Here is a 21,509-nt window from a genome sequence, read left to right as displayed (position 1 = left end):
CGGGTCCTCAGTCGACCAGGTCCCGGACCACCGCGTCGGCCAGCAGCCGCCCGCGCAGGGTCAGCACCGCCCGTCCCGCCCCGTACGGGCCGGGCTCCAGGAGGCCGTCGCCCAGGGCCTTGCCGGCCGCGGCGAGGCCGGCCGGGGCGAGCAGGGACAGCGGGACGCCGTCCACGAGGCGCAGCTCCAGCAGGATCCGCTCCACGCGCCGGTCCTCCGCCGAGAGGAGCTCGCGCCCCGCGCCGGGGGAGCGGCCCTCCGCGAGGGCTGCCGCGTAGGCGCCGGGGTGCTTGACGTTCCACCAGCGGACGCCGCCGACGTGCGAGTGGGCTCCCGGTCCGGCGCCCCACCAGTCGGCTCCCCGCCAGTACAGCTCGTTGTGCAGGCAGCGGCCGGCCTCCGAGGTGGCCCAGTTCGACACCTCGTACCAGGAGTAGCCCGCCGCGGCCATCACGGAGTCCGCGATCAGGTACCGGTCGGCATGCACGTCGTCGTCGGTCATCGGGACCTCGCCGCGGCGGATCCGCCGGGCGAGCTGGGTGCCCTCCTCGACGATCAGGGCGTAGGCGCTGACGTGGTCGGGTCCGGCGCCCAGCGCGGCTTCCAGGGAGGCGCGCCAGTCGTCGTCGGACTCCCCCGGGGTGCCGTAGATCAGGTCCAGGTTGACGTGCTCGAAGCCGGCCTCCCGCGCCTCCGCGACGCAGGCCTCGGGGCGGCCGGGCGTGTGGGTGCGGTCCAGGACCTTCAGGACGTGCTGCTTGGCGCTCTGCATGCCGAAGGAGATCCGGTTGAAGCCGCCGGCCCGCAGTTCGGCCAGGTACTGGGGGTTCACCGATTCGGGATTGGCCTCGGTGGTGATCTCGGCGTCCTCGGCCAGGCCGAACTCGTCGCGGATCGCCGCGAGCATCCGTACGAGGTCCCCGGCGGGCAGCAGCGTGGGCGTGCCGCCGCCCACGAAGACGGTCCGCACGGCGCGCGGGTCGTCGCCGAGCACCTTGCGGGCGAGGCGGACCTCGTCGATCAGGGTGTCGGCGTAGTTCTCCCGGGAGGCGAGGACGCCGCCGGTGCCCCGCAGCTCGGTGGCCGTGTAGGTGTTGAAGTCGCAGTAGCCGCAGCGCGTGGCGCAGTACGGGACGTGCAGGTAGAACCCGAGCGGCCGGTCCCCGGCGCCCGCGAGGGCGTGCGACGGCAGCGAGCCGTCTTCGGGCATGGGTTCACCGTCGGGGAGTGCGGAAGGCATGCCCCCATTGTCCCGCACCCGTCGCCCCGGCGGCCCCGCCCGCCCGGACGGGCCCGCCGACACCGGCGCGCGGGACCGGCCGGGCGGCGCGGAGAGGGGCCCTCCCCGCCGCCCGGATGCCGTCCGGGGTGGTGTCAGGCCTCGCGGGAGCCCTCGTACATCTCCTCGATGAGGTACTTGAACTCGCGCTCGACGACCGGGCGCTTCAGCTTGAGGCTGGGCGTGAGGTCTCCGTGCTCGACGTCCAGGTCGCGGGGCAGCAGGCGGAACTTCTTGACCGTCTGCCAGCGCTGGAGGCCCTCGTTCAGGGTCTGGACGTACGTCTCGATCAGGCGGCTGGTCTCCGGCGCGGCCAGGACCTGCCCGTACGTCTTGCCCTCCAGCCCGTTCTCGGCGGCCCACACCAGGATCGAGGGCTCGTCGAGGGCGATGAGCGCGGAGCAGAAGTTCCGGTCGGCGCCGTGCACGACGATGCTGGAGACGTAGGGGCAGATGGCCTTGAACTGGCCCTCGATCTCGGCCGGCGCGACGTACTTGCCGCCGGAGGTCTTGATCAGGTCCTTCTTGCGGTCGGTGATGCGCAGGTAGCCGTCGGGCGAGAGCTCCCCGATGTCCCCGGTGTGCAGCCAGCCGTCGGACTCCAGCACCTCGGCGGTCTTGTCGGGCTGCCCGTGGTAGCCCTGCATGATGCCGGGGCCGCGGAGCATGACCTCGCCGTCGTCGGCGATGCGGACCTCGGTGCCGGGCAGCGGCTTGCCGACGGTGCCGGTGCGGTAGGCCTCGCCGGGGTTGACGAAGGAGGCCGCGCTGGACTCCGTGAGGCCGTAGCCCTCCAGGATGTGGATGCCCGCGCCGGAGAAGAAGTAGCCGATCTCGGGGGCGAGGGCCGAGGCGCCGGAGACGGCGGCGCGGAGGTTGCCGCCGAAGGCCTCGCGGAGCTTGGAGTAGACGAGAGCGTCGGCGACCTTGTGCTTGGTGGAGAGGCCGAAGGGTGCGGTCGCCCGGCCCGTGCGGCGGAAGTTGTCCTGGGTGACCTTGGCGTACTCGCGGGCGACGCCGACCGACCACTGGAAGATCTTGTACTTGGCGCCGCCGCCGGCCCGGGCCTTGGCCGCGACCCCGTTGTAGACCTTCTCGAAGATGCGCGGGACGGCCGCCATGTAGGTCGGCTGGACGACCGGCAGGTTCTCGATGATCTTGTCGATGCGTCCGTCGACGGCGGTGACGTGCCCGACCTCGATCTGGCCGGAGGTGAGCACCTTGCCGAAGACGTGCGCCAGCGGCAGCCACAGGTACTGGACGTCGTCCTTGGTGATCAGGCCGGTGGCGACGGTGGCCTTGGCCATGTACGACCAGTTGTCGTGCGGCAGCCGTACGCCCTTGGGGCGGCCGGTGGTGCCGGAGGTGTAGATGAGGGTCGCGAGCTGGTCGGCGGTGATGGCCGCGATCCGCTGCCTGACCGCCTCGGGGTGCTTGGCGAGGTACTCCGCGCCGCGCTCCTCCAGCTCGGCGAGCGAGAGCACCCAGCCCTCGGGGTCGCCCTCGACGGCGACCGCGTCGGCCGTGTCGATGACCACCACGTGTTCGAGGTGCGGCAGGTCGGCGCGGCGCTCGCGCGCCTTCGCCAGCTGCGCGCCGTCCTCGGCGATCAGGATCCGGCTCTCGGAGTCGGCGAGGATGAACGCCGACTCCTCCGCGTTGGTGCTGGGGTAGATCGTGGTGACCGCGCCGCCCGCGCACATCACGCCGAGGTCGGCGAGGATCCACTCGACCCGGGTGTTGGAGGCGAGGGCGACCCGGTTCTCCGGGTGGAGGCCGAGGCCGAGCAGCCCGGCGGCGATGGCGAAGACCCGCTCGGCGGCCTGTCCCCAGCTGAGCGACTTCCAGTCGTCGGGTCCGCCCTCGGGGCCGGCCGCCGGCACGGGGAAGCGGTAGGCCTCCGCGTTCGGCGTGGCGGCGACGCGGTCAAGGAAGAGGGCCGCCACGGTGGGCGGACGGTTCTCGATCATGGTCTGTGTGTCGCTCACGACATCCTCCGGACCGGGTCCACGCGGCAGGGCGTGGGCGTGGGGCGCTTGGGACTGGCGGGGTGCAGCCGCCACCTGCACGGCTGGCGGTTCGACTGGCGCGTTAGAACTGGCGAGTAACCATCGAGCAGTGATCAGACTAAGGGCCGCGTGCCCGGCACGTAAGAGCCCGCGAGCGGCCGGTTCATAACGAAACGGGCCCCCATGCGTACGCATGTGGACCCGTTTCGCACGACTTGGGCGATGCCGGTTCTTGACCCGCCCTTGGTGCTTCCTTGGCGCCGCCCGGGGCGGCCGCCGACGCGGCTACTTCTTCTTGCCGCCGGACTCGTCGCTGGAGAGGACGGCGATGAAGGCCTCCTGCGGGACCTCCACGGAGCCGACCATCTTCATGCGCTTCTTGCCTTCCTTCTGCTTCTCCAGCAGCTTCCGCTTACGGGAGATGTCACCGCCGTAGCACTTGGCGAGGACGTCCTTGCGGATGGCGCGGATGGTCTCGCGGGCGATGACGCGGGAGCCGACCGCGGCCTGGATCGGCACCTCGAAGGCCTGCCGCGGGATCAGCTCGCGCAGCTTGGCGACCAGGCGCACGCCGTAGGCGTAGGCGGCGTCCTTGTGCGTGACGGCGGAGAAGGCGTCGACCTTGTCGCCGTGCAGCAGGATGTCGACCTTGACGAGGCTGCCGGACTGCTCGCCGGTGGGCTCGTAGTCGAGGGAGGCGTAGCCGCGCGTCTTGGACTTCAGCTGGTCGAAGAAGTCGAAGACGATCTCCGCGAGGGGGAGGGTGTAGCGGATCTCGACCCGGTCCTCGGAGAGGTAGTCCATGCCGAGCAGCGTGCCGCGGCGGGTCTGGCAGAGCTCCATGATCGCGCCGATGAACTCGGTGGGCGCGAGCACGGTGGCCCGTACGACCGGCTCGAACACGTCCGAGATCTTGCCCTCGGGGAACTCGCTCGGGTTGGTGACGGTGACTTCCTTGCCGTCCTCCAGGACCACCCGGTAGACCACGTTCGGCGCGGTCGCGATCAGGTCGAGGCCGAACTCGCGCTCCAGGCGCTCGCGCACCACGTCGAGGTGCAGCAGGCCGAGGAAACCGACGCGGAAGCCGAAGCCGAGGGCCGCGGAGGTCTCCGGCTCGTAGACGAGCGCGGCGTCGTTGAGCTGGAGCTTGTCCAGGGCCTCGCGCAGGTCCGGGTAGTCCGAGCCGTCGAGCGGGTACAGGCCCGAGAAGACCATCGGACGCGGGTCCTTGTAGCCGCCGAGGGCCTCGGTCGCGCCGTTGTGCAGGCTGGTGATCGTGTCACCGACCTTGGACTGACGGACGTCCTTCACGCCGGTGATGATGTAACCCACCTCGCCGACGCCGATGCCGTCGGCCGGGGTCATCTCCGGGGAGGAGACGCCGATCTCCAGCAGCTCGTGCGTGGCGCCGGTGGACATCATCCGGATGCGCTCACGCTTGTTGAGCTGGCCGTCGACCACACGCACGTACGTCACGACGCCGCGGTACGAGTCGTAGACCGAGTCGAAGATCATCGCGCGGGCGGGGGCGTCCTTGACGCCGACCGGCGCCGGAACCGTGGCGACGACCTTGTCGAGCAGCGCGTCCACGCCGAGACCGGTCTTCGCCGAGACCCGCAGCACGTCCTCGGGCTGGCAGCCGACCAGGTTCGCGAGCTCCTCGGCGAACTTCTCCGGCTGCGCCGCCGGCAGGTCGATCTTGTTCAGGACCGGGACGATCGCGAGGTCGTTCTCCATCGCGAGGTACAGGTTGGCGAGGGTCTGCGCCTCGATGCCCTGGGCGGCGTCCACGAGGAGGACCGTGCCCTCGCACGCGGCGAGCGAGCGGGAGACCTCGTACGTGAAGTCGACGTGACCCGGGGTGTCGATCATGTTCAGGATGTGCGTGGCGCCCTTGCCCTCGCCCTCCGTGGGCGCCCAGGGCAGACGGACCGCCTGCGACTTGATCGTGATGCCGCGCTCACGCTCGATGTCCATGCGGTCGAGGTACTGGGCGCGCATCTGCCGCTGGTCGACGACACCGGTGAGCTGGAGCATCCGGTCGGCGAGCGTCGACTTGCCGTGGTCGATGTGCGCGATGATGCAGAAGTTGCGGATCAGCGCCGGGTCGGTACGGCTCGGCTCGGGCACGTGGCTGGGGATCGCGGGCACGCAGTGTCCTGATTCTCGGTCGCAGTCGGAAGCGTTGTCTGAAGCGAAGTTCGGCTCTCGTCGCCTCGCGGCGCGATGTGGGATCTGTACGCAGACTCCCATGGTCCCATGGACGGGGCAGTGCGCTCGGTTTGGGCCGGTCGGAGCGCGCCTGGTAGCCTGGGCAGCTGTGTCTCGTATGCCCTCTCAGCTGTCGGGACACGATCCGAAGAACAAAACTCTGAACCTGAAAAGGCTCTTTCGTGGCGAACATCAAGTCCCAGATCAAGCGGAACAAGACGAACGAGAAGGCGCGCCTGCGCAACAAGGCCGTCAAGTCCTCGCTCAAGACCGCGATCCGCAAGGCCCGCGAGGCCGTCGTCGCCGGTGACGTCGAGAAGGCCACCGTGGCTTCTCGCGCTGCCGCGCGTGCGCTCGACAAGGCTGTCTCGAAGGGTGTCATCCACAAGAACGCCGCCGCCAACAAGAAGTCGGCGCTGGCCACCAAGGTTGCCTCCCTCCAGGGCTGAGCTCTGATGTGATCGCCGGGTAGGGATCCAGCGGGCCCTCTCTCCCGCTCCTGACCGGCACCCCGTGCCGCACACGAAGCGTTCGCCACGCGGGTGCGGCACACCAAAGCAGTAGACGAAGGCCCCGGCCACCACCCTTCCCCAGGGCGGCGCCCGGGGCCTTCGTGCACCCCGACCAGTCCCGACCACCCCGGCCCCGCCTTGGCCGGCAGGGGCCCGGTCTGACAGGCCCGCTCCCGCCTTGGACGGCAGGGGCCCGCCCTGGACGGCAGGGGCCCGCCCTGGACGGCAAGGGCCCGGCCTCCGGGCAGGGTGCGGGTGCCCGCCGTCCAGGGGTGCGTGCCGGGAACGGCACCAACGCCCCCGGGGCGCGGCCCGCCGGGATCCCGGCCGCCGACCCGGACACTTCCGCTCTTCTACGTCGGCCCCCTGAGCAGGCCGCTCAACCCGGCGGGGCCTCCCCTCAGGCGGAGCCCCGCTCCACCCGGTCGGCATCCCGGCAGCCCGCCCCCTCCCCCGCGGCTCGCGGGACACACCCACCACCCGGGCCCCGTGCGGGCGGCACGGCGAGGCGGCGCGACCACGGCCTGGGGGCTGGCGGCTGGGCGGGCTAGGAAAGGACAGGGGTCCGGAAGGGACGGCTCAGCGGCGCGCGGGGCGGGCCGCTCGGGCCACGGCCACGACGGCCTTCTCCAGCGCGTACTCGGGGTCGTCGCCGCCGCCCTTCACCCCGGCGTCGGCCGCGGCGACCGCGCGCAGCGCGTCCGCCACCCCGTCCGCCGACCAGCCGCGCATCTGCTGCCGGACCCGGTCGATCTTCCACGGCGGCATCCCGAGGTCCCGGGCGAGGTCGCCCGGGCGGGCCCCGCGCGGGGCGGAGGCCAGCTTGCCGATCGCCCGGACCGCCTGGGCCAGCGCACTAGTGATCAGTACTGGCGCCACTCCGGTCGACAGGGACCAGCGCAGGGCTTCGAGGGCTTCCGCGGCCCGCCCCTCCACCGCGCGGTCGGCGACGGTGAAGCTGGAGGCCTCGGCCCGGCCGGTGTAGTAGCGGCCGACCACCGCCTCGTCGATGGTGCCCTCGACGTCCGCGCACAGCTGCGCCGCCGCACTCGCCAGTTCGCGCAGGTCGCTGCCGATCGCGTCGACCAGGGTCTGGCAGGCCTCGGGGGTGGCGGAGCGCCCCAGCGTCCGGAACTCTCCCCGGACGAACGACAGCCGGTCCGCCGCCTTGGTCATCTTGGGGCAGGCGACCTCCCGGGCGCCCGCCTTGCGCGCCGCGTCGAGCAGGCCCTTGCCCTTGACGCCTCCCGCGTGGAGGAGGACGAGGGTGATCTCCTCGTAGGGCGCGCCGAGGTACGCCTTGACCTCCTTCACCGTGTCCGCCCCCAGGTCCTGCGCGTTGCGCACGATCAGGACCTTGCGCTCGGAGAAGAGCGAGGGGCTGGTCAGCTCGGCCAGGGTGCCCGGCTGGAGCTGGTCGGAGGTGAGGTCCCGCACGTCCGTGTCGGCGTCGGCCGCGCGGGCCGCCGTCACGACGTCCCGCACGACGCGGTCGAGCAGCAGGTCCTCCTGCCCCACCGCGAGGGTGAACGGGGCGAGCAGGTCGTCAGTTGAGTTCTTCCTGGTGGCCATCGGCTCCAGCATCCCACGACGCACCGACAGTCCCCCGCGGCCGGTACCCGAGAATGGTCGGGTGAACGTGCGACATGTACTGGTCCTTCCGGACCGCGACGCCGCCGAAGAGGTGGCCCAGGAGGCCGTCGACCGCTTCGGCCTGCCCGAAGAACCCCAGCTGGTGCGCGACGCCCTCGCCGGCGAGGACGACGCCGAGGACGCCCAGTGGCTGGTGGTCGTGGAGGACCCGCGGGAACGGCTCGACGCCGGCGCCCTGGACGACCTCGCCGCCGAGTACGAGGGCTGGCTGGAAGCCCCCTGACCCCGGCCCGGCCCCCACCGGGCGGGGGACGTACGGCTTCAGGCCTTGTGGACGATCTGTACGTCCAGCGTCACGTCCACGCTCGCACCGATCGCCGCGACGCCCTGCGCCAGCATCGACTGCCAGTTCAGGCCGAAGTCCTCGCGGTGCAGTTCCGCCGTGGCCCGGCACGCGGCCCGCGGTTCGCCCTCCAGCCCCGTGCCGTGGCCCAGGTACTGGGTGTCCAGGGTGACGGAGCGGCTGACGCCGTGGAGGGTGAGGGCTCCGGCGACCGCCCAGCGGCTGCCCGAGCGGTGGATGAACCGCTCGCTGTAGAACTCCACCGTCGGATGCCGGGCGGCGTCCAGGAAGTCCGCGGACCGCAGGTGGTCGTCCCGCAGCCGCATCCCGGTGTCGATGCTCGCCGCGTCGATGATGACGTGCATCGAGGAGTCCTCCATGCGCTCCGCGATCCGTACCGCGCCGGCGAAGGTGTTGAAACGGCCCCGGATCCGGGCGAAGCCGATGTGCCGGGCGGTGAAGCCGATCGAGGAGTGCGAAGGGTCGAGCTCCCAGTGCCCCGGCTGCGGCAGCCGCGGCGGCTCCACCGCGTCCAGGATGATCTCCGCGGTGCCCAGCTGCGCCGGGTCGCCCACGAGCATCGCCCCGTGGAACGGCGCGTACCCCTCGGCGGTGACGGAGAGGCGGTACTCGCCCTCCGGCATGGCCGCGGTGAACCCTCCGTACGGATCCGTCTCGCCGCTGACGACCCGTCTGCCGATCGGGTCGGTGACCTCGAACTTCGCTTGCCGGATGGGCTGGTGGACCGTGTCGAGAACCCGACAGCTCAACAGCCGCGCCGTTGGCGGCAGCGTGAGCGTCGCGGATCTCTGCGAGTCGACACTGCCGGCCGACTCCATCCCCCGTCGGCGACCGAACATGGCTGACGCACCCCCGTGCTGTGTGGACTTGGACCGCTCTGGCGAAGACGCATTCGATCATGCTGCCGGGTTGTGGGCAAACAGAATGGTCGCGCCCGGTATGCCCGGAGCCGTTCCGGCGGCGTCCGGCGGGAAACGCCCGCAGCCCCGGACCGCTTCCCGAAACCGCCACGGAACCGTCGGTGTCGGTGCGCAGGACGGTCGTCCCGGAGGCCCGCAGCCGTGCGAGCGCGCTCGCCGCGGGGTGCCCGTACCGGTTGTCCGCACCGACCGGCACGATCGCGATCCGCGGCCGCACGCGGTCGTGGAGGGCCGGGTCCTGACGGGCCGAACCGTGGTGGGCGACCTTGAGCACGTCCACCGGGCCCAGCTCCGGATGTTCCCTCAAGAGGGCCTGCTGGGAAGGTGGTTCGAGGTCTCCCAGCAGCAGGAACGTCAGCCCGGAGGTGCGCACCAGCAGGGCCACGCTCGCATCGTTGGCCCCCTCGGGCGGCGGGCCGGCGGCCGACGGCCACAGCACCTGCCACTCCAGTCTCCCGGCCCGCCGCCGCTCCCCCGCCACGGCCTGGACGACGGGCACCCCGGCCGCCGCCGCGACCCGCGCGACGAACGCCGCCTGCCCGGGAGGCTCGCGCACGGTGGTGGTTTGGATCACACCCACGGACCGGCCCTTCAGCACCCCGGGGAGGCCGGCCACGTGGTCGGCGTGGAAGTGCGTCAGCAGCAGGAGTGGGACGCGATTCACACCCAGGGTCCGCAGGCAGGCGTCCACCGGACCCGGTTCGGGCCCGGCGTCCACGACGACGGCGGCACCCGGGCCGACGGCGAGCACTGCGGCATCCCCCTGGCCCACGGCGCACTGCACGTAGCTCCAGTCGGGCGGCGGCCAGCCGGTGAACGTACGGATCAGCTGCGGCGGCCGCAGCACGGCGATCAGCAACAGCACGGCGACGGCCGCGCAGACCCCGCGCCGCCGGCCGAACCTGACGCCGAGTCCGACGAGGGCGAGCGTGGCGGCCACCAGCAGCAGGGCTCCGCCGAGCCCGCCCGGCCAGGGCAGTTCCGCCCCCGGCAGCCGCGCCCCGGTTCGCGCCACCGCGGCGATCCACCCGGCGGGGACGCCCGCACACCAGGCGAGCACCTCCGCCACGGGCATGCACAGCGGGGCCGCGGCGAGGACCGCGAAGCCGAGGACCGTGGCCGGGCCGGCCGCGAGTTCCGCCAGCAGGTTGCACGGCACGGCGACCAGGCTCACCCGGGCGGAGAGCACGACCACCACGGGGGCGCACACGGCCTGCGCCGCGGCGGCGGCCCCCAGTGCGTCGGCGAGGCGCGGCCTCGTCCCCCGCCGCTGGAGGGCTTCGCTCCAGCGGGGCCCGAGGGTGAGCAGCGCCCCGGTGGCCAGGACCGAGAGCAGGAACCCGGGGCTGCGGGCGAGCCACGGGTCGTACAGCACCAGCAGCAGCACGGCCCCGGCCAGGGCCGGGATCAGGGAGCGTCGCCGCCCGGTGGCGAGGGCCAGCAGGGTGATCGCCCCGCAGGCGGCGGCGCGCAGCACGCTCGGCTCGGGCCGGCACACCACCACGAAGGCCAGGGTCAGCGCCGCCCCGCACAGCGCGGTGGCGCGCAGCGACAGCCCCAGGCGGGGCGCGAGCCCCCGCCGCTCGGCGTGCTGCGCGCGGGCCGGCGGCCCGATGAGCAGGTACAGCACGACCGTCAGGTTTGACCCGGAGACGGCGAGGAGGTGCAACAGGTCGGTGGCCCTGAAGGCGTCGTGCAGGTCGGGCGGGACTCGGGAGGTGTCACCGACCACCAGGCCCGGCAGCAGGGCCCTGGCGTCCGGTGCGAGGCCGTCGGTGGCCTCCCTCAGGCCGGCCCGCAGACTCCCGGCGACGCGCTGCGCGGTGTCCGGGCCGCCCGTCACCCGGGGCGGCGTGCCGGCCGCCGGGCGGAGCAGCGCCACGGCCCGCTCCCCGCTCCGGGCCGGGGAGAGCCGGGCCACCACCGTGATCCGGGTCGAAGGCTGCAGCCGGGCCCATCCGGGATGCGCGGCCAGCACCCGCACCGGCGTCCGGACCAGGCTCCCCGTCCCGTCCGGGCCCGTCACCCGGGTGACCACCGCGTCCAGCACCAGCAGCGGCGGCCCTGTTCCGGTGCGGGCGGTCCGGGGGTCGGACCCGACGGTGAGCTCCGCCAGCACCCGGGCGTGGTCCCGGGCGAGCCCGGGCACGGGGCCGGCCCGCGCCTCGGCCCGTTCCAGCCCGGCCACCCCCGCCCCGGCGGCCGCGCACAGCAGGGTGGCGGCCGCGGCCACCCCGACCCGCCACAGGGGCTGCGCCCTGCGGGAGCCGGCCGCCAGCAGCGCCCCCGCCGCGACCACCGCGGCCCCTGCCCCGGCGGCGGTCCGGCCACCCGGCGCCGTGAGGGCGAGGGCGGCCGCGGCCCAGGCGGCCAGCGCCGGTACGGCGAGCCGCAGGTCCACCGGACCGGGACCCTCGGGGCCGTGCCCGCCGGTGCCGCTCACGGCCGCACCAGGGGGCGCAGGTCGGCGAACCGCCGCTCGCCGATGCCGTTGACCTGCCGGAGTTCCTCCACGGCCCGGAACCCGCCCCGGGCGGTGCGGAAGTCGACGATGTGCCGGGCCAGCACCGGACCCACTCCGGGCAGCCCGTCCAGCTGCTCGACGGTCGCGCTGGCTAGGCTGAGCGGCCCGGCAGCGGACCCCGTCCCGGCCCCGGTACCGGGGGCGCCCACGGCGGGGGCGGGCTGCGCGGGCGCGCCCACCACCACCTGTTCGCCGTCCACCAGGATCCGGGCCCGGTTGAGCCCGGTGGTGTCGGTGCCGGGCCGCACTCCCCCGGCGGCCGCCAGTGCGTCCTCCACCCGCGAACCGGCGGGCAGCCTGCGCACGCCGGGGTCGCGGACCTTGCCGCCGACGTCCACCACGATGCGGCCGCCAGGCCCGCCGGTCCCCGCTCCCGCAGCGGGCACGGGCGCCGCGCCGGGAGCCGGTGCGGGCGCCGGGGTGACCACGGCGGGCGCGGTCACCGGCTGCGGCCGGGCCGACCAGTACTGCTGGGCGGCGAACCCCACCGCCGCGGCCAGCACGACGGCGACGGCGGCGACCGTGCGCGGCTCCACCCCGCAGCGGGCCTGCACCCAGACCGGCAACCGCTCCCGCACGGCCAGCCGCCGCACGACCGGCCCGCTCAGCCCACCGGCCTGCTCCCCCGCTGCCCCCGCTCGCCCCCGACCCCAGGACCCGGCGCCCAGCCCGTCGGCCACATCGGAGCCTCCGACGACATCGGGAACGCCGGAACGGCCGGGCCCGTCGAACGCACCGGAGTCATCGGGAGCGTCGCGGACGCCCGGGACACCCGGAACGCCCGGGACGCCCCGGACATCGGGCGGTGGATCGGGCGCCCGCCGGGCCCCGGGCTCCCGCCCCGCCGGAGGTACGCCGCCGGCCAGCAGCGCCTCGGCGCGGCGTCGCATCCGGTCGGGGTCGGGATGGGCGCGCCGTCGGTCGCGGAGGCGGCCGTCGGAGCGGCGGCGCCGGCCGGGCCCGCTGGTGGCACCGGAGGCTTCGGAGTGGCGCACGGAGCGCGTTCGCAGAGTCATGCCCCGACGCTAGGGGCGCATCCCGACCCCCCGCTCGGAGCCTTCAATTCCGGTGGATACCAGGCCCGTTGTGGACAACCCCACCACCCGTTCCGGTGAGCCCCCGCCGTTCCGCCGCACCCCGCCGGTTCCGGTCAACCCCTGCCCGTTCCGCCGAACCCCGCCGGTTCCGGTCAGCCCCCACCCGCCCGACGGAGCAGGCCCACGGCCCCGACCTCCGCCGCCCCGACCCCCACCTCCGCGCCCCCTCCCTACCTGGGCGACACGACCGCCGCCAGCAGGCCCGGCCCGGTGTGCGCGCCGATGACCGCGCCGACTTCGCTGACGTGCAGTTCGACCAGCCCCGGGATGCGCTCCCGGAGCCGCTGTGCGAGCTTCTCCGCCCGCTCGGGAGCCGCCAGGTGGTGCACCGCGACGTCGACGCTGCGCGTACCCGCGCGCTCGACGGCCAGCTCCTCCAGGCGGGCGATGGCCTTGGAGGCCGTACGCACCTTCTCCAGCATCTCGATCCGCCCGCCGTCCAGCGTCAGCAGCGGCTTGACCGCCAGCGCCGAGCCGAGGAGGGCCTGCGCGGCCCCGATCCGGCCGCCGCGGCGGAGGTAGTCGAGGGTGTCCACGTAGAAGTACGCCGACATGTCCCCGGCCCGCTTCTCGGCGGCGGCCACGGCCTCGTCTACGGAGCCGCCCGCGTCGGCCGCTTCGGCGGCCGCGAGCGCACAGAAGCCGAGGGCCATCGCGACCATGCCGGTGTCGACGACGCGCACCGGGACGGGGGCCGTCCGCGCCGCGACCACGGCGGCGTCGTAGGTGCCGGAGAACTCGGCGGAGAGGTGCAGGCTGACGATGCCGGTCGCACCGGCGTCCGCGGCCGCCCGGTAGGCCCGTACGAATTCCTCCGGGCCCGGCCGGGACGTGGTGACCGAGCGGCGCTTCTGGAGGGCGACGGCCAGGCTGCGCGCCGAGATCTCGGTGCCCTCCTCAAGGGCCTCGCCCCCCAGGACCACGGTCAGGGGGACTGAGCTGATCCCGTGCCGCGCCATCGCCGGTGGGGGCAGATAGGCCGTGGAATCGGTGATGATCGCGACATGGCGGGACATGAGCCGGAGGTTACCGCCACCGGGGGTGATCCGGCAGCCCGGCCCCTCCGCTCACACGAAAGGGCAGGTCCGGGCCCGAAGAAACGGCGCTGCCGACACCGGCCGAAGACACGCGTGCCGGACCCCCACCGGTCGCAGGCGGCAGCGGGCCGGGGACCGGGAGGCGCCTCAGGTGGTCGCTTCCGGCCTCGGGGCCTTCTGCCAGGGGTACCGCACCTCGGGGGCGGGCGGGTTCAGTGCGGCGGGTGCCGCCGCCTGCTGGGCCCGGCTCTGGGCGGGGGCGGCCGGGGCCGGCCGGCCCGGCGCGGCGGTCTGCTGCGCGTCCCAGGCGGCCGCGGCGGCCGCGAGCTCGTCGACGGATTCCGGGGACCAGTCCCGCAGCGCGGTCGATTCCACCTCGATCTGCGCCGACAGCACGTCCAGTTCGTCTTCCGCGAAGCGACGGGCACGGTCCCGCGCGGCCCAGCGCAGCGCGTCCGCGGCCTTCGTGATCTTGGCGGTGCGTTCCCGCAGGTCGGGAAGGTTCTCCGCGATCCGCTTGCGGTCCGGGTCGTGCTCCAGCCGCTTCAGTTCGTCGTCCAGCTCGTGGCCGTGGGCGCTCAGCCGCTCGAAGAGGCCGATCGACTCCCGCAGCGAGCTGTCCACCTGCACCCCCTGGTACAGCGCCTGCTGCGTGGCCCGCATGGAGTTGCGCAGGTCCAGCCGCAGCTGTGCCAGTGCCCCCGTGACTCCGACCTGACCGAAGCTCTTCGCCTTCAGGGTGGTGTCCTCGACCGTCCTGCGGGCCTGTGTGATCGTACGGTCCACGCCGCGCTTCGCCGCGCCGACCGCCTTCACGGTCGCCCAGGCGCCCAGCCCCAAGAAGGCGAACAGCATCAACAGGGCAAAGATGATCAAAGCGCCCACCTCCATGAGGTTCCCTTCCTCCGCCTGGATCCGTCCCCTCCACCGTAAACGCCAAGGGCAGGTCGGGGGTTCCCGATGAACCCCCAACCTGCCCGTACGGGATGTCCCCTACGCGGGAACGGACCCGTGCGACACCTCCCTACAGGGAGGCGCCGAAGGCGTCAGATGACGATGTTCACCAGCTTCGGCGCCCGCACGATCACCTTGCGGATCTCGGCACCGCCCAGCGCCGCGACCACGCCCGCGTCGGTGACGGCCAGCTGCTCCAGGTCCGCGTCGGAGATCGACGGCGGCACCTCCAGGCGCGCCTTGACCTTGCCCTTGACCTGGACGACGCACGTGACGCTCTCGTCCACGACGTACGCCGGGTCCGCGACCGGGAAGTCCTGGTGGACGACCGAGTCGGTGTGGCCCAGACGGTGCCACAGCTCCTCCGCGATGTGCGGGGCCAGCGGAGCGACCAGCAGGACCAGCCGCTCGGCGACGGAGCGCTCCAGCGGGCGGCCCGCCTTCGTCAGGGCGTTGTTCAGCTCGGTGATCTTGGCGATGGCGGTGTTGAACCGCAGCGCCGCCATGTCCGCGCCGGCCCCGTCGATCGCCTTGTGCAGCGCGCGCAGGGTGTCCTCGCCGGGCTCTTCGTCGACGACGGTGACCGCGCCGGTCTCCTCGTCCACCACGTTGCGCCACAGGCGCTGCAGCAGGCGGTACTGGCCGACGACGGCGCGGGTGTCCCAGGGACGCGAGACGTCCAGCGGGCCCATCGCCATCTCGTACAGGCGCAGGGTGTCCGCGCCGTACTCCTCGCAGATCTCGTCCGGGGTGACGGCGTTCTTCAGGGACTTGCCCATCTTGCCGTGCTCGCGCTTGACCGGCTCGCCCTGGTGGAAGTACCCACCGTCGCGCTCCTCGACCTCGGCCGCCGGGACGTACACACCGCGCGCGTCGGTGTAGGCGTACGCCTGGATCATGCCCTGGTTGAACAGCTTGTGGAACGGCTCGGCGGAGGAGACGTGGCCCAGGTCGAACAGCACCTTCGACCAGAAGCGGGCGTACAGCAGGTGCAGCACCGCGTGCTCGGCGCCGCCGACGTACAGGTCGACGCCGCCGTGCGGGGCGCCGTCGCGCGGGCCCATCCAGTACTGCTCGATCTCCGGGTCGACCAGCGCGTCCGCGTTGTTCGGGTCCAGGTAGCGCAGCTCGTACCAGCAGGAGCCGGCCCAGTTCGGCATGGTGTTGGTCTCGCGGCGGTAGCGCTTGACGCCTTCTCCGTCGCCCAGGTCCAGCTCCACGTTGACCCATGCCTCGTTGCGCGACAGGGGGGTCTCGGGCTGGGAGGCGGCGTCGTCCGGCTCGAAGGTGCGCGGCGAGTAGTCCTCGACCTCGGGCAGTTCCAGCGGCAGCATCGACGCGGGGAGGGCGTGTGCGACGCCGTCCTCGTCGTAGACGATCGGGAAGGGCTCGCCCCAGTAGCGCTGACGGCTGAACAGCCAGTCGCGCAGGCGGAAGTTGACGGTGCCCTCACCGATGCCGCGTCCGTCGAGCCAGTCGGTGATGGCGGCCTTGGCGTCGACGACGCCCAGGCCGTCCAGGGAGATGCCCTCGCCGGAGGAGTTGATCAGGGTGGCGTCGTAGGAGACGAACGCCGCGTCCCATTCGGCCGGGTCGGTGCTGCGGCCGTCCGTGGGCTGGACGACGCAGCGGATGGGCAGTTCGAAGGCCCGGGCGAACTCGAAGTCGCGGCTGTCGTGCGCCGGAACGGCCATGATCGCGCCGGTCCCGTAGCCCATCAGGACGTAGTCGGCGATGAAGACGGGGACCTGCTCGCCGCTGACGGGGTTCGTGGCGTACGCGCCGGTGAAGACGCCGGTCTTGTCCTTGGCCTCGGCCTGCCGCTCGACGTCGGACTTCGATGCGGCCTGCTTGCGGTACTCGTCGACGGCCTCGGACGGGGTGGCGTAGCCGCCGGTCCACACCGAGTGGGTGCCCTCGGGCCAGGCCGCGGGGACGATCGAGCCGACCAGCTCGTGCTCGGGCGCCAGCACCATGTAGGTCGCGCCGAACAGGGTGTCGGGGCGGGTGGTGAAGACGGTGATCGCACCGGCGTCGCCGACGGCGAAGTCGACGCGCGCGCCCTCGCTGCGGCCGATCCAGTTCCGCTGCTGCAGCTTGATCGCCTCGGGCCAGTCCAGCGCGTCCAGGTCGTCCAGCAGGCGGTCGGCGTACGCGGTGATCCGCATGTTCCACTGGCTCAGCTTGGCCTTGAAGACGGGGAAGTTGCCGCGCTCGGAGCGGCCGTCCGCGGTGACCTCCTCGTTGGCCAGTACGGTGCCCAGCCCGGGGCACCAGTTGACGGGCGCGTCCGAGGCGTAGGCCAGCCGGAAGCCGTTCAGCACGTCGGCCCGTTCGCCCGCGGTCAGCCCGGCCCAGGCGCGGCCGCCGGGGACCTCACGGCTGCCGTCCTCGAAGGCGGCGACCAGCTCGGAGATCGGGCGGGCCTTCTGCGCGTCCGCGTCGTAGAAGGAGTTGTAGATCTGCAGGAAGATCCACTGGGTCCACTTGTAGTACTCGGGGTCGATCGTGGCGAACGAACGGCGCTTGTCGTGGCCCAGGCCCAGGCGGCGCAGCTGGACCTTCATGTTCTCGATGTTCGCCTCAGTCGACACGCGCGGGTGCGTTCCGGTCTGCACGGCGTACTGCTCGGCCGGCAGGCCGAAGGCGTCGAAGCCCAGGGTGTGCAGGACGTTGTGGCCGCTCATCCGCTGGTGACGGGCGAAGACGTCGGTGGCGATGTACCCGAGCGGGTGCCCGACGTGCAGGCCGGCACCGGACGGGTACGGGAACATGTCCATGATGAACTTCTTGGGCCGCGCGACGACCGCCGGGTCTCCGGCCAGGTCACCGGTCGGGTTCGGGGCCTCGTAGGTGCCCTCGGCGTCCCAAACGTCCTGCCAGCGTGCCTCGATGTCGGCGGCCATGGCAGCCGTGTAGCGGTGCGCCTCGGCCGCCTCGGGGGCCGGGGTGTTCGTCTCGCTCATGATTTCTGAAGCTCCATCGATCGTCTCTGCCGTCTCTGCCTGCCCAAACGAAAAAACCCCTCGCACAGGAGGGGACGCCGCGCCGATGCCGACCATCTCGAAGGGTCGGTACTGATCAGCGCGGCTCGGTAAGCAGAAGGCGTACGGCACGCATGGCGTCAGGGTACCGCAGCGGCCCCCACGGCCGCTCGACCGTTCCGACCGGTGGTCGCCCCGCACGCCGCGGGGACCCGCACAGCGCGGGAAGCGGACCACAACAAGAAGCGGACCACCCGATCCGGGTGGTCCGCTTCTTCACTGTGGAGCTAAGGAGAATTGAACTCCTGACCTCCTGCATGCCATGCAGGCGCTCTACCAACTGAGCTATAGCCCCTTGCCCTGCTTGCCGCTTCGGTGTCCCTTGCCGGTTCCCCTTGGCGACGTCCCAAACATTACACGGTCATGGCCCTGGTCCAAAAATCGGTTTCCGCCGACCACGGGCCATGTCCGTTTTGGGATGGATTGCTAGTGATCTGTCAGGCGCGGGCGAACTGGTAGAACCGCTTCAACGTGCAGTGCTCGTCGAGCAGCCGCCCGTAGATCGGTTCGCCCTCCAGCTCCCGGTAGGTCTCGATCGGGTCGCCCTTTATGATCAGCGCCCGCGCGCATTCCTCGCACCAGTACTGGTAGTCGGGGTTGACCGGTTCCATGTCCCGCACGATCGGCGTGCCGTTGTCGCACCAGTCGCACCGCCGCCGGTGTGCACCCATCCGTCAGCGACTCCCTCCCGCGTCGGGCCGTCGTGACCCCCTCCGGCCGTCCGATTCTGCCATGCCGGTACCGGCGGGGGCAGCCGTCGCAAAAGGAACAAACGCAAGGATCCCGCCCCCTGTTGGGGACGGGATCCTGATTGTGGAGCTAAGGAGAATTGAACTCCTGACCTCCTGCATGCCATGCAGGCGCTCTACCAACTGAGCTATAGCCCCGCTCTCCGCTGCGTTCTCCCCGTTTCCGGTGTTCTTCGCTGCGAACAAGAAGAACTCTAGCCTGTGACCAGCCGGAAAGTGAAATCCGGGTGGGAGCCCCCGTCCCGGCGCGCTCGACCCGCGCCGGCCGGCCTCCGGCCGGGGCTCGGACGGGGCTCAGTCGTCGTCGCCGAGCACCGGTTCCGGCAGCGTGCCGGCGTTGTGCTCCAGCAGGCGCCAGCCGCGCGCGCCCTCACCGAGGACGGACCAGCAGCAGTTGGAGAGCCCGCCGAGGCCCTCCCAGTAGTACGACTCCAGGCCGAGCAGGCGGCCGATCGTCGTACGGATGGTGCCGCCGTGGCTGACGACCACGAGGGTGCCGCCCTCGGGCAGCCGGTCCGCGTGACCCAGCACCACCGGCGCGGCGCGGTCGGCGACCTCGGTCTCCAGTTCACCGCCGCCGCGGCGGACGGGCTCGCCGCGCTTCCACGCGGCGTACTGCTCGCCGTACTTCTCGAGGATCTCGTCGTGGGTGAGGCCCTGCCACTCGCCGGCGTAGGTCTCGCGCAGCGCCTCGTCGTGCTGGACGGGCAGCCCCGTGACGGCCGCCAGCTCGGCCGCCGTGTTCGCGGCCCGCCGGAGGTCGGAGGCCACGATGGCGTCCGGCTGGAGCGAGGCGAGCAGCCGAGCGGCGCGGCGCGCCTGCGCCACACCCGTCTCGGTCAGCTCGATGTCCGTGGAGCCCTGGAAGCGCCGCTCCAGGTTCCACGCGGTCTGGCCGTGCCGCCAGAGGACGATCTTCCTGCTGGTCGTGCGCGTGGTGCTCGTGCTCAGAACAGATCACCGTCCAGTTCGTCGTCGCCGGCCGCCTCGCGCAGCTTGGCGTGCTCCTCGGCCTTGCCGATCGTGAGCTTGGCGTCCTCGGGGAGCTCGATCTCGGGGCAGTCCTTCCACAGGCGCTCCAGCGCGTAGAAGACACGCTCCTCGCTGTGCTGGACGTGGACGACGATGTCGACGTAGTCGAGCAGGATCCAGCGGGCGTCGCGGTCGCCCTCACGGCGCACCGGCTTGGCGCCGAGCTCCTTGAGCAGCCGCTCCTCGATCTCGTCCACGATCGACTTGACCTGGCGGTCGTTGGGCGCGGAGGCGAGCAGGAAGGCGTCGGTGATCGACAGCACGTCGCTGACGTCGTACGCGATGATGTCGTGCGCGAGCCGGTCGGCCGCGGCCTGGGCGGCGGCGGTGATGAGCTCGATGGAGCGGTCCGTGGCGGTCACGTGGCCATGCTTTCGGGTTGGCGGGCAGATCCTTACAAGGGTCTCATGTACCGCCGACACCGCCCGCGCGGAACGTTCCGCGCGGGTGTGGCACCGGATCGGGCCTGGTCGGCGGGGGTTCAGGACGCCTTGTAGTCCTTGCCCAGGGTCACCACGACGTCCGCGTTCACCGCGTTCTCGGCCTTCTTCACGGCCGTTTCGGGCAGGCCGAGCGTCTTGGCCACCTCGATCGCGCGGTCCCGCTGCGCGTCGTCCTGGTAGGTGATCTGCGAGGTGGCGGCGGTCCTGTCGGCCTTGCCGCCGTCGACGAAGCCGTAGCCGCCGTTGAGCAGGGCCGCCTTCGCCGCGGTCCCGGTCCGCTCGTCGCCCGTGGCGTCCTTGAGGCCGACCCGGGGGGCGGCGCCGGGCTGGGCCGCGGTGAAGGAACCGCCGAGGACCTCCTTGACGACCTGCTGGTTCGCCTCGTCGGTGAGGCCGCCGTCGGGCTTCACCCCGAGGACCTCGGTGCGGTACGCGCCCACCTTGGCGTGCTCCCCGATCCGCGACAGCAGCGCGCCGAGGTTCTGCGCGTCGAGGCCCGGGTCCAGGATCTGGCCCATGCTCTCCACCGTCGTCGCGGCGGACTTCGGGTCGCCCGGGATCTTGCGCAGGACGGCGTAGAGCACCCGGCCGGTGCGCTCCAGCTGCTTGGTCTCCGGTTCCCCCGGTGCGCGGTGGGTGGCGTAGGCGACGGCCATCGCGCCGGTGAGGCTCTGCTTGGGGCCCTGGCCGACGGCCGGGGTCTTGGCCTGGTCGTCGGCCGGGACCGCGGTGTCGGTGTCCGTCTCGATGCCGCCGACCAGCTCGACGAGGCGTTCCAGGAAGGGGGTGTCCAGGCGCCAGGTTCCGCCGATGTGGGTGCCGAGCACCGTGTCGAGGGATTCGCGGGTGCCGAGGGCGCCCTCCTCGACCGCCTTGCCGAGGGCGGTGCCGGTGCCGTCCTGCTTCGGGACGGCGAGGGTATTGGGCAGCAGGACGGTGGCGCCCCGGCGGGTGGTGACGTTGTCCACGAGGAGGGCGGTGGAGGTGCCGCCGCGCTTGGTGTTGTGCAGGTGGACGACGATCATGTCGCGTTTCTGTTCGCCGGCGGCCGCGGCGGCGGTCTTCTCCCCGCCCGGGCCGTCGAAGAACGGGAGCCTGCCCGCGTACCAGAGGTACCCGATGCCGCCGACGACGAACAGGGCGAGGGCGACGGTCAGCGCGACCACCCGGTTGCGGCCCTTGCGGCGGGCCTCCTCGCGGCGTTCGGTGCGGCTCTCGGTGAAGGCGAGCCAGTCGATGACGTCCTCGGAGTCCTCGTCCGGCTGGTCGATGAAGGCGAACTGCTCGGTGCGGTAGTCCGGGGCCCCGGCGTCCGGCTCGCGGCGCGGCTCGGGGACCTGAGCCGCCTCGTGCCCCGGCCGCGGCTGCTGCTGTGACTGTGGCTGCGGCTGGGCCTGGGCCGGGAACGGGGGCTGGGCCTGGAACTGCGGCTCGGGGGCGGTCTGCTGCGGGATCCACTGCTGCGCCTGCTGGGTGTCGTACCCGTAGCCGGGGGCCTGCGGGTACTGCTGCCCCTGCTGGTAGGCCTGCTGCGGCTGCCCGCCGTAGTCGTACGGCTGCTGGTGCTGCTGCGCGTACGGCTGCTCGTACTGCTGTTGCCCGTACACGGGAGCGGGCGGAGGGGCGGGCCGCGCGGAGGCCGGCCCGTACACGGGCCTGCCGTACGGGTCGTAGCCGATGAGCTGCTGCTCCTGGGCGGCGTACGGGTCGTACGGATCCTGTGGGTCGTTCACCGCGGGCC

Annotated in this window: 15 protein-coding genes, 2 tRNA genes and 1 pseudogene; 2 read left to right on the top strand and 16 right to left on the bottom strand. The window is 72.6% G+C overall.

The window, feature by feature from the left end:
• Positions 1-7: 7 nt before the first annotated feature.
• The 3 genes from hemW to lepA all read right to left on the bottom strand — a co-directional run bounded on the left by hemW (position 8) and on the right by lepA (position 5,439).
• Positions 8-1,240: a radical SAM family heme chaperone HemW gene (gene hemW, locus AC07B0_RS31435; protein ID WP_356874016.1), complete on the bottom strand. Its 1,233-nt coding sequence runs from the start codon at positions 1,238-1,240 to the stop codon at positions 8-10.
• A 134-nt stretch (positions 1,241-1,374) separates the two neighbouring features.
• On the bottom strand, positions 1,375-3,267 hold the full coding sequence (locus AC07B0_RS31430; RefSeq protein WP_478899441.1) for an AMP-dependent synthetase/ligase: 1,893 nt from the start codon (positions 3,265-3,267) through the stop codon (positions 1,375-1,377).
• A 306-nt stretch (positions 3,268-3,573) separates the two neighbouring features.
• Positions 3,574-5,439: a translation elongation factor 4 gene (gene lepA, locus AC07B0_RS31425; protein ID WP_356874012.1), complete on the bottom strand. Its 1,866-nt coding sequence runs from the start codon at positions 5,437-5,439 to the stop codon at positions 3,574-3,576.
• A 242-nt stretch (positions 5,440-5,681) separates the two neighbouring features.
• Between lepA and rpsT the strand changes: the two genes are divergently transcribed.
• The gene (gene rpsT / locus AC07B0_RS31420; protein ID WP_030384651.1) at positions 5,682-5,948 is read left to right on the top strand and encodes a 30S ribosomal protein S20; all 267 of its coding nucleotides are present in this window, start codon (positions 5,682-5,684) and stop codon (positions 5,946-5,948) included.
• 642 nt (positions 5,949-6,590) lie between these two features.
• Here the strand turns inward: rpsT and holA are convergent.
• Positions 6,591-7,583 carry a DNA polymerase III subunit delta gene (holA, locus tag AC07B0_RS31415; protein WP_467298214.1) on the bottom strand — a complete coding sequence of 331 codons (993 nt, stop codon included), beginning with the start codon at positions 7,581-7,583 and terminating at the stop codon, positions 6,591-6,593.
• A gap of 61 nt (positions 7,584-7,644) precedes the next feature.
• Here holA and AC07B0_RS31410 point away from each other — a divergent pair, with 61 nt between their 5' ends.
• Positions 7,645-7,887, top strand: coding sequence for a hypothetical protein (locus AC07B0_RS31410; protein ID WP_030649865.1), 243 nt, complete (start codon positions 7,645-7,647; stop codon positions 7,885-7,887).
• A gap of 38 nt (positions 7,888-7,925) precedes the next feature.
• Here the strand turns inward: AC07B0_RS31410 and AC07B0_RS31405 are convergent, their stop codons facing one another.
• The 12 genes and pseudogenes from AC07B0_RS31405 to AC07B0_RS31350 all read right to left on the bottom strand — a co-directional run bounded on the left by AC07B0_RS31405 (position 7,926) and on the right by AC07B0_RS31350 (position 21,501).
• Positions 7,926-8,807: a YceI family protein gene (locus AC07B0_RS31405; RefSeq protein ID WP_467298211.1), complete on the bottom strand. Its 882-nt coding sequence runs from the start codon at positions 8,805-8,807 to the stop codon at positions 7,926-7,928.
• A 124-nt stretch (positions 8,808-8,931) separates the two neighbouring features.
• A pseudogene (locus AC07B0_RS31400) lies at positions 8,932-11,331 on the bottom strand (ComEC/Rec2 family competence protein); the annotation flags it as partial.
• Positions 11,328-12,428: a ComEA family DNA-binding protein gene (locus AC07B0_RS31395; RefSeq protein WP_469380784.1), complete on the bottom strand. Its 1,101-nt coding sequence runs from the start codon at positions 12,426-12,428 to the stop codon at positions 11,328-11,330. The gene AC07B0_RS31395 and the pseudogene AC07B0_RS31400, both read right to left, overlap by 4 nt.
• A 251-nt stretch (positions 12,429-12,679) precedes the next feature.
• Positions 12,680-13,525: a DegV family protein gene (locus AC07B0_RS31390; RefSeq protein ID WP_356874006.1), complete on the bottom strand. Its 846-nt coding sequence runs from the start codon at positions 13,523-13,525 to the stop codon at positions 12,680-12,682.
• Between the two features lie 168 nt (positions 13,526-13,693).
• The gene (locus AC07B0_RS31385) at positions 13,694-14,437 is read right to left on the bottom strand and encodes a hypothetical protein (RefSeq protein ID WP_467298206.1); all 744 of its coding nucleotides are present in this window, start codon (positions 14,435-14,437) and stop codon (positions 13,694-13,696) included.
• Positions 14,438-14,592: 155 nt separating this feature from the next.
• Entirely contained in the window at positions 14,593-17,466 is a 2,874-nt protein-coding gene (gene leuS / locus AC07B0_RS31380; RefSeq protein ID WP_469380779.1) for a leucine--tRNA ligase, read from the bottom strand.
• Positions 17,467-17,766: 300 nt separating this feature from the next.
• Positions 17,767-17,839, bottom strand: a tRNA-Ala gene (locus AC07B0_RS31375).
• Between the two features lie 142 nt (positions 17,840-17,981).
• Positions 17,982-18,215, bottom strand: a complete 234-nt coding sequence (locus AC07B0_RS31370; protein WP_266577344.1) for a hypothetical protein — start codon at positions 18,213-18,215, stop codon at positions 17,982-17,984.
• 143 nt (positions 18,216-18,358) lie between these two features.
• Positions 18,359-18,431: transfer RNA gene (locus AC07B0_RS31365), tRNA-Ala, on the bottom strand.
• Positions 18,432-18,587: 156 nt separating this feature from the next.
• Positions 18,588-19,244 (bottom strand): histidine phosphatase family protein, encoded by a 657-nt coding sequence (locus AC07B0_RS31360; protein WP_356874159.1) that lies wholly within the window; start codon positions 19,242-19,244, stop codon positions 18,588-18,590.
• A complete protein-coding gene (gene rsfS / locus AC07B0_RS31355; protein ID WP_030008628.1) occupies positions 19,241-19,687 on the bottom strand; it encodes a ribosome silencing factor in 447 nt (148 codons plus the stop codon). The genes AC07B0_RS31360 and rsfS overlap by 4 nt, the downstream gene beginning before the upstream one ends.
• Before the next feature lie 119 nt (positions 19,688-19,806).
• Complete coding sequence (locus tag AC07B0_RS31350; protein ID WP_478864520.1) at positions 19,807-21,501, bottom strand: LytR C-terminal domain-containing protein; 1,695 nt, start codon at positions 21,499-21,501, stop codon at positions 19,807-19,809.
• Between the last annotated feature and the right edge of the window lie 8 nt (positions 21,502-21,509).

It is taken from the genome of Streptomyces sp. NPDC044704, from assembly GCF_056433525.1.
The sequence above is the reverse complement of the archived record's forward strand: the minus strand, read 5'-3'. Positions and strand labels throughout refer to the sequence as shown.

What these genes read in the sequence shown, in the direction of transcription:
- hemW (WP_356874016.1), bottom strand. Translation starts at nt 1,240, where the DNA reads ATGCCTTCCGCACTCCCCGACGGTGAACCCATGCCCGAAGACGGCTCG.
- holA (WP_467298214.1), bottom strand. Translation starts at nt 7,583, where the DNA reads ATGGCCACCAGGAAGAACTCAACTGACGACCTGCTCGCCCCGTTCACC.
- AC07B0_RS31405 (WP_467298211.1), bottom strand. Translation starts at nt 8,807, where the DNA reads ATGTTCGGTCGCCGACGGGGGATGGAGTCGGCCGGCAGTGTCGACTCG.
- AC07B0_RS31395 (WP_469380784.1), bottom strand. Translation starts at nt 12,428, where the DNA reads ATGACTCTGCGAACGCGCTCCGTGCGCCACTCCGAAGCCTCCGGTGCC.
- AC07B0_RS31390 (WP_356874006.1), bottom strand. Translation starts at nt 13,525, where the DNA reads ATGTCCCGCCATGTCGCGATCATCACCGATTCCACGGCCTATCTGCCC.
- AC07B0_RS31385 (WP_467298206.1), bottom strand. Translation starts at nt 14,437, where the DNA reads ATGGAGGTGGGCGCTTTGATCATCTTTGCCCTGTTGATGCTGTTCGCC.
- leuS (WP_469380779.1), bottom strand. Translation starts at nt 17,466, where the DNA reads ATGAGCGAGACGAACACCCCGGCCCCCGAGGCGGCCGAGGCGCACCGC.
- AC07B0_RS31370 (WP_266577344.1), bottom strand. Translation starts at nt 18,215, where the DNA reads ATGGGTGCACACCGGCGGCGGTGCGACTGGTGCGACAACGGCACGCCG.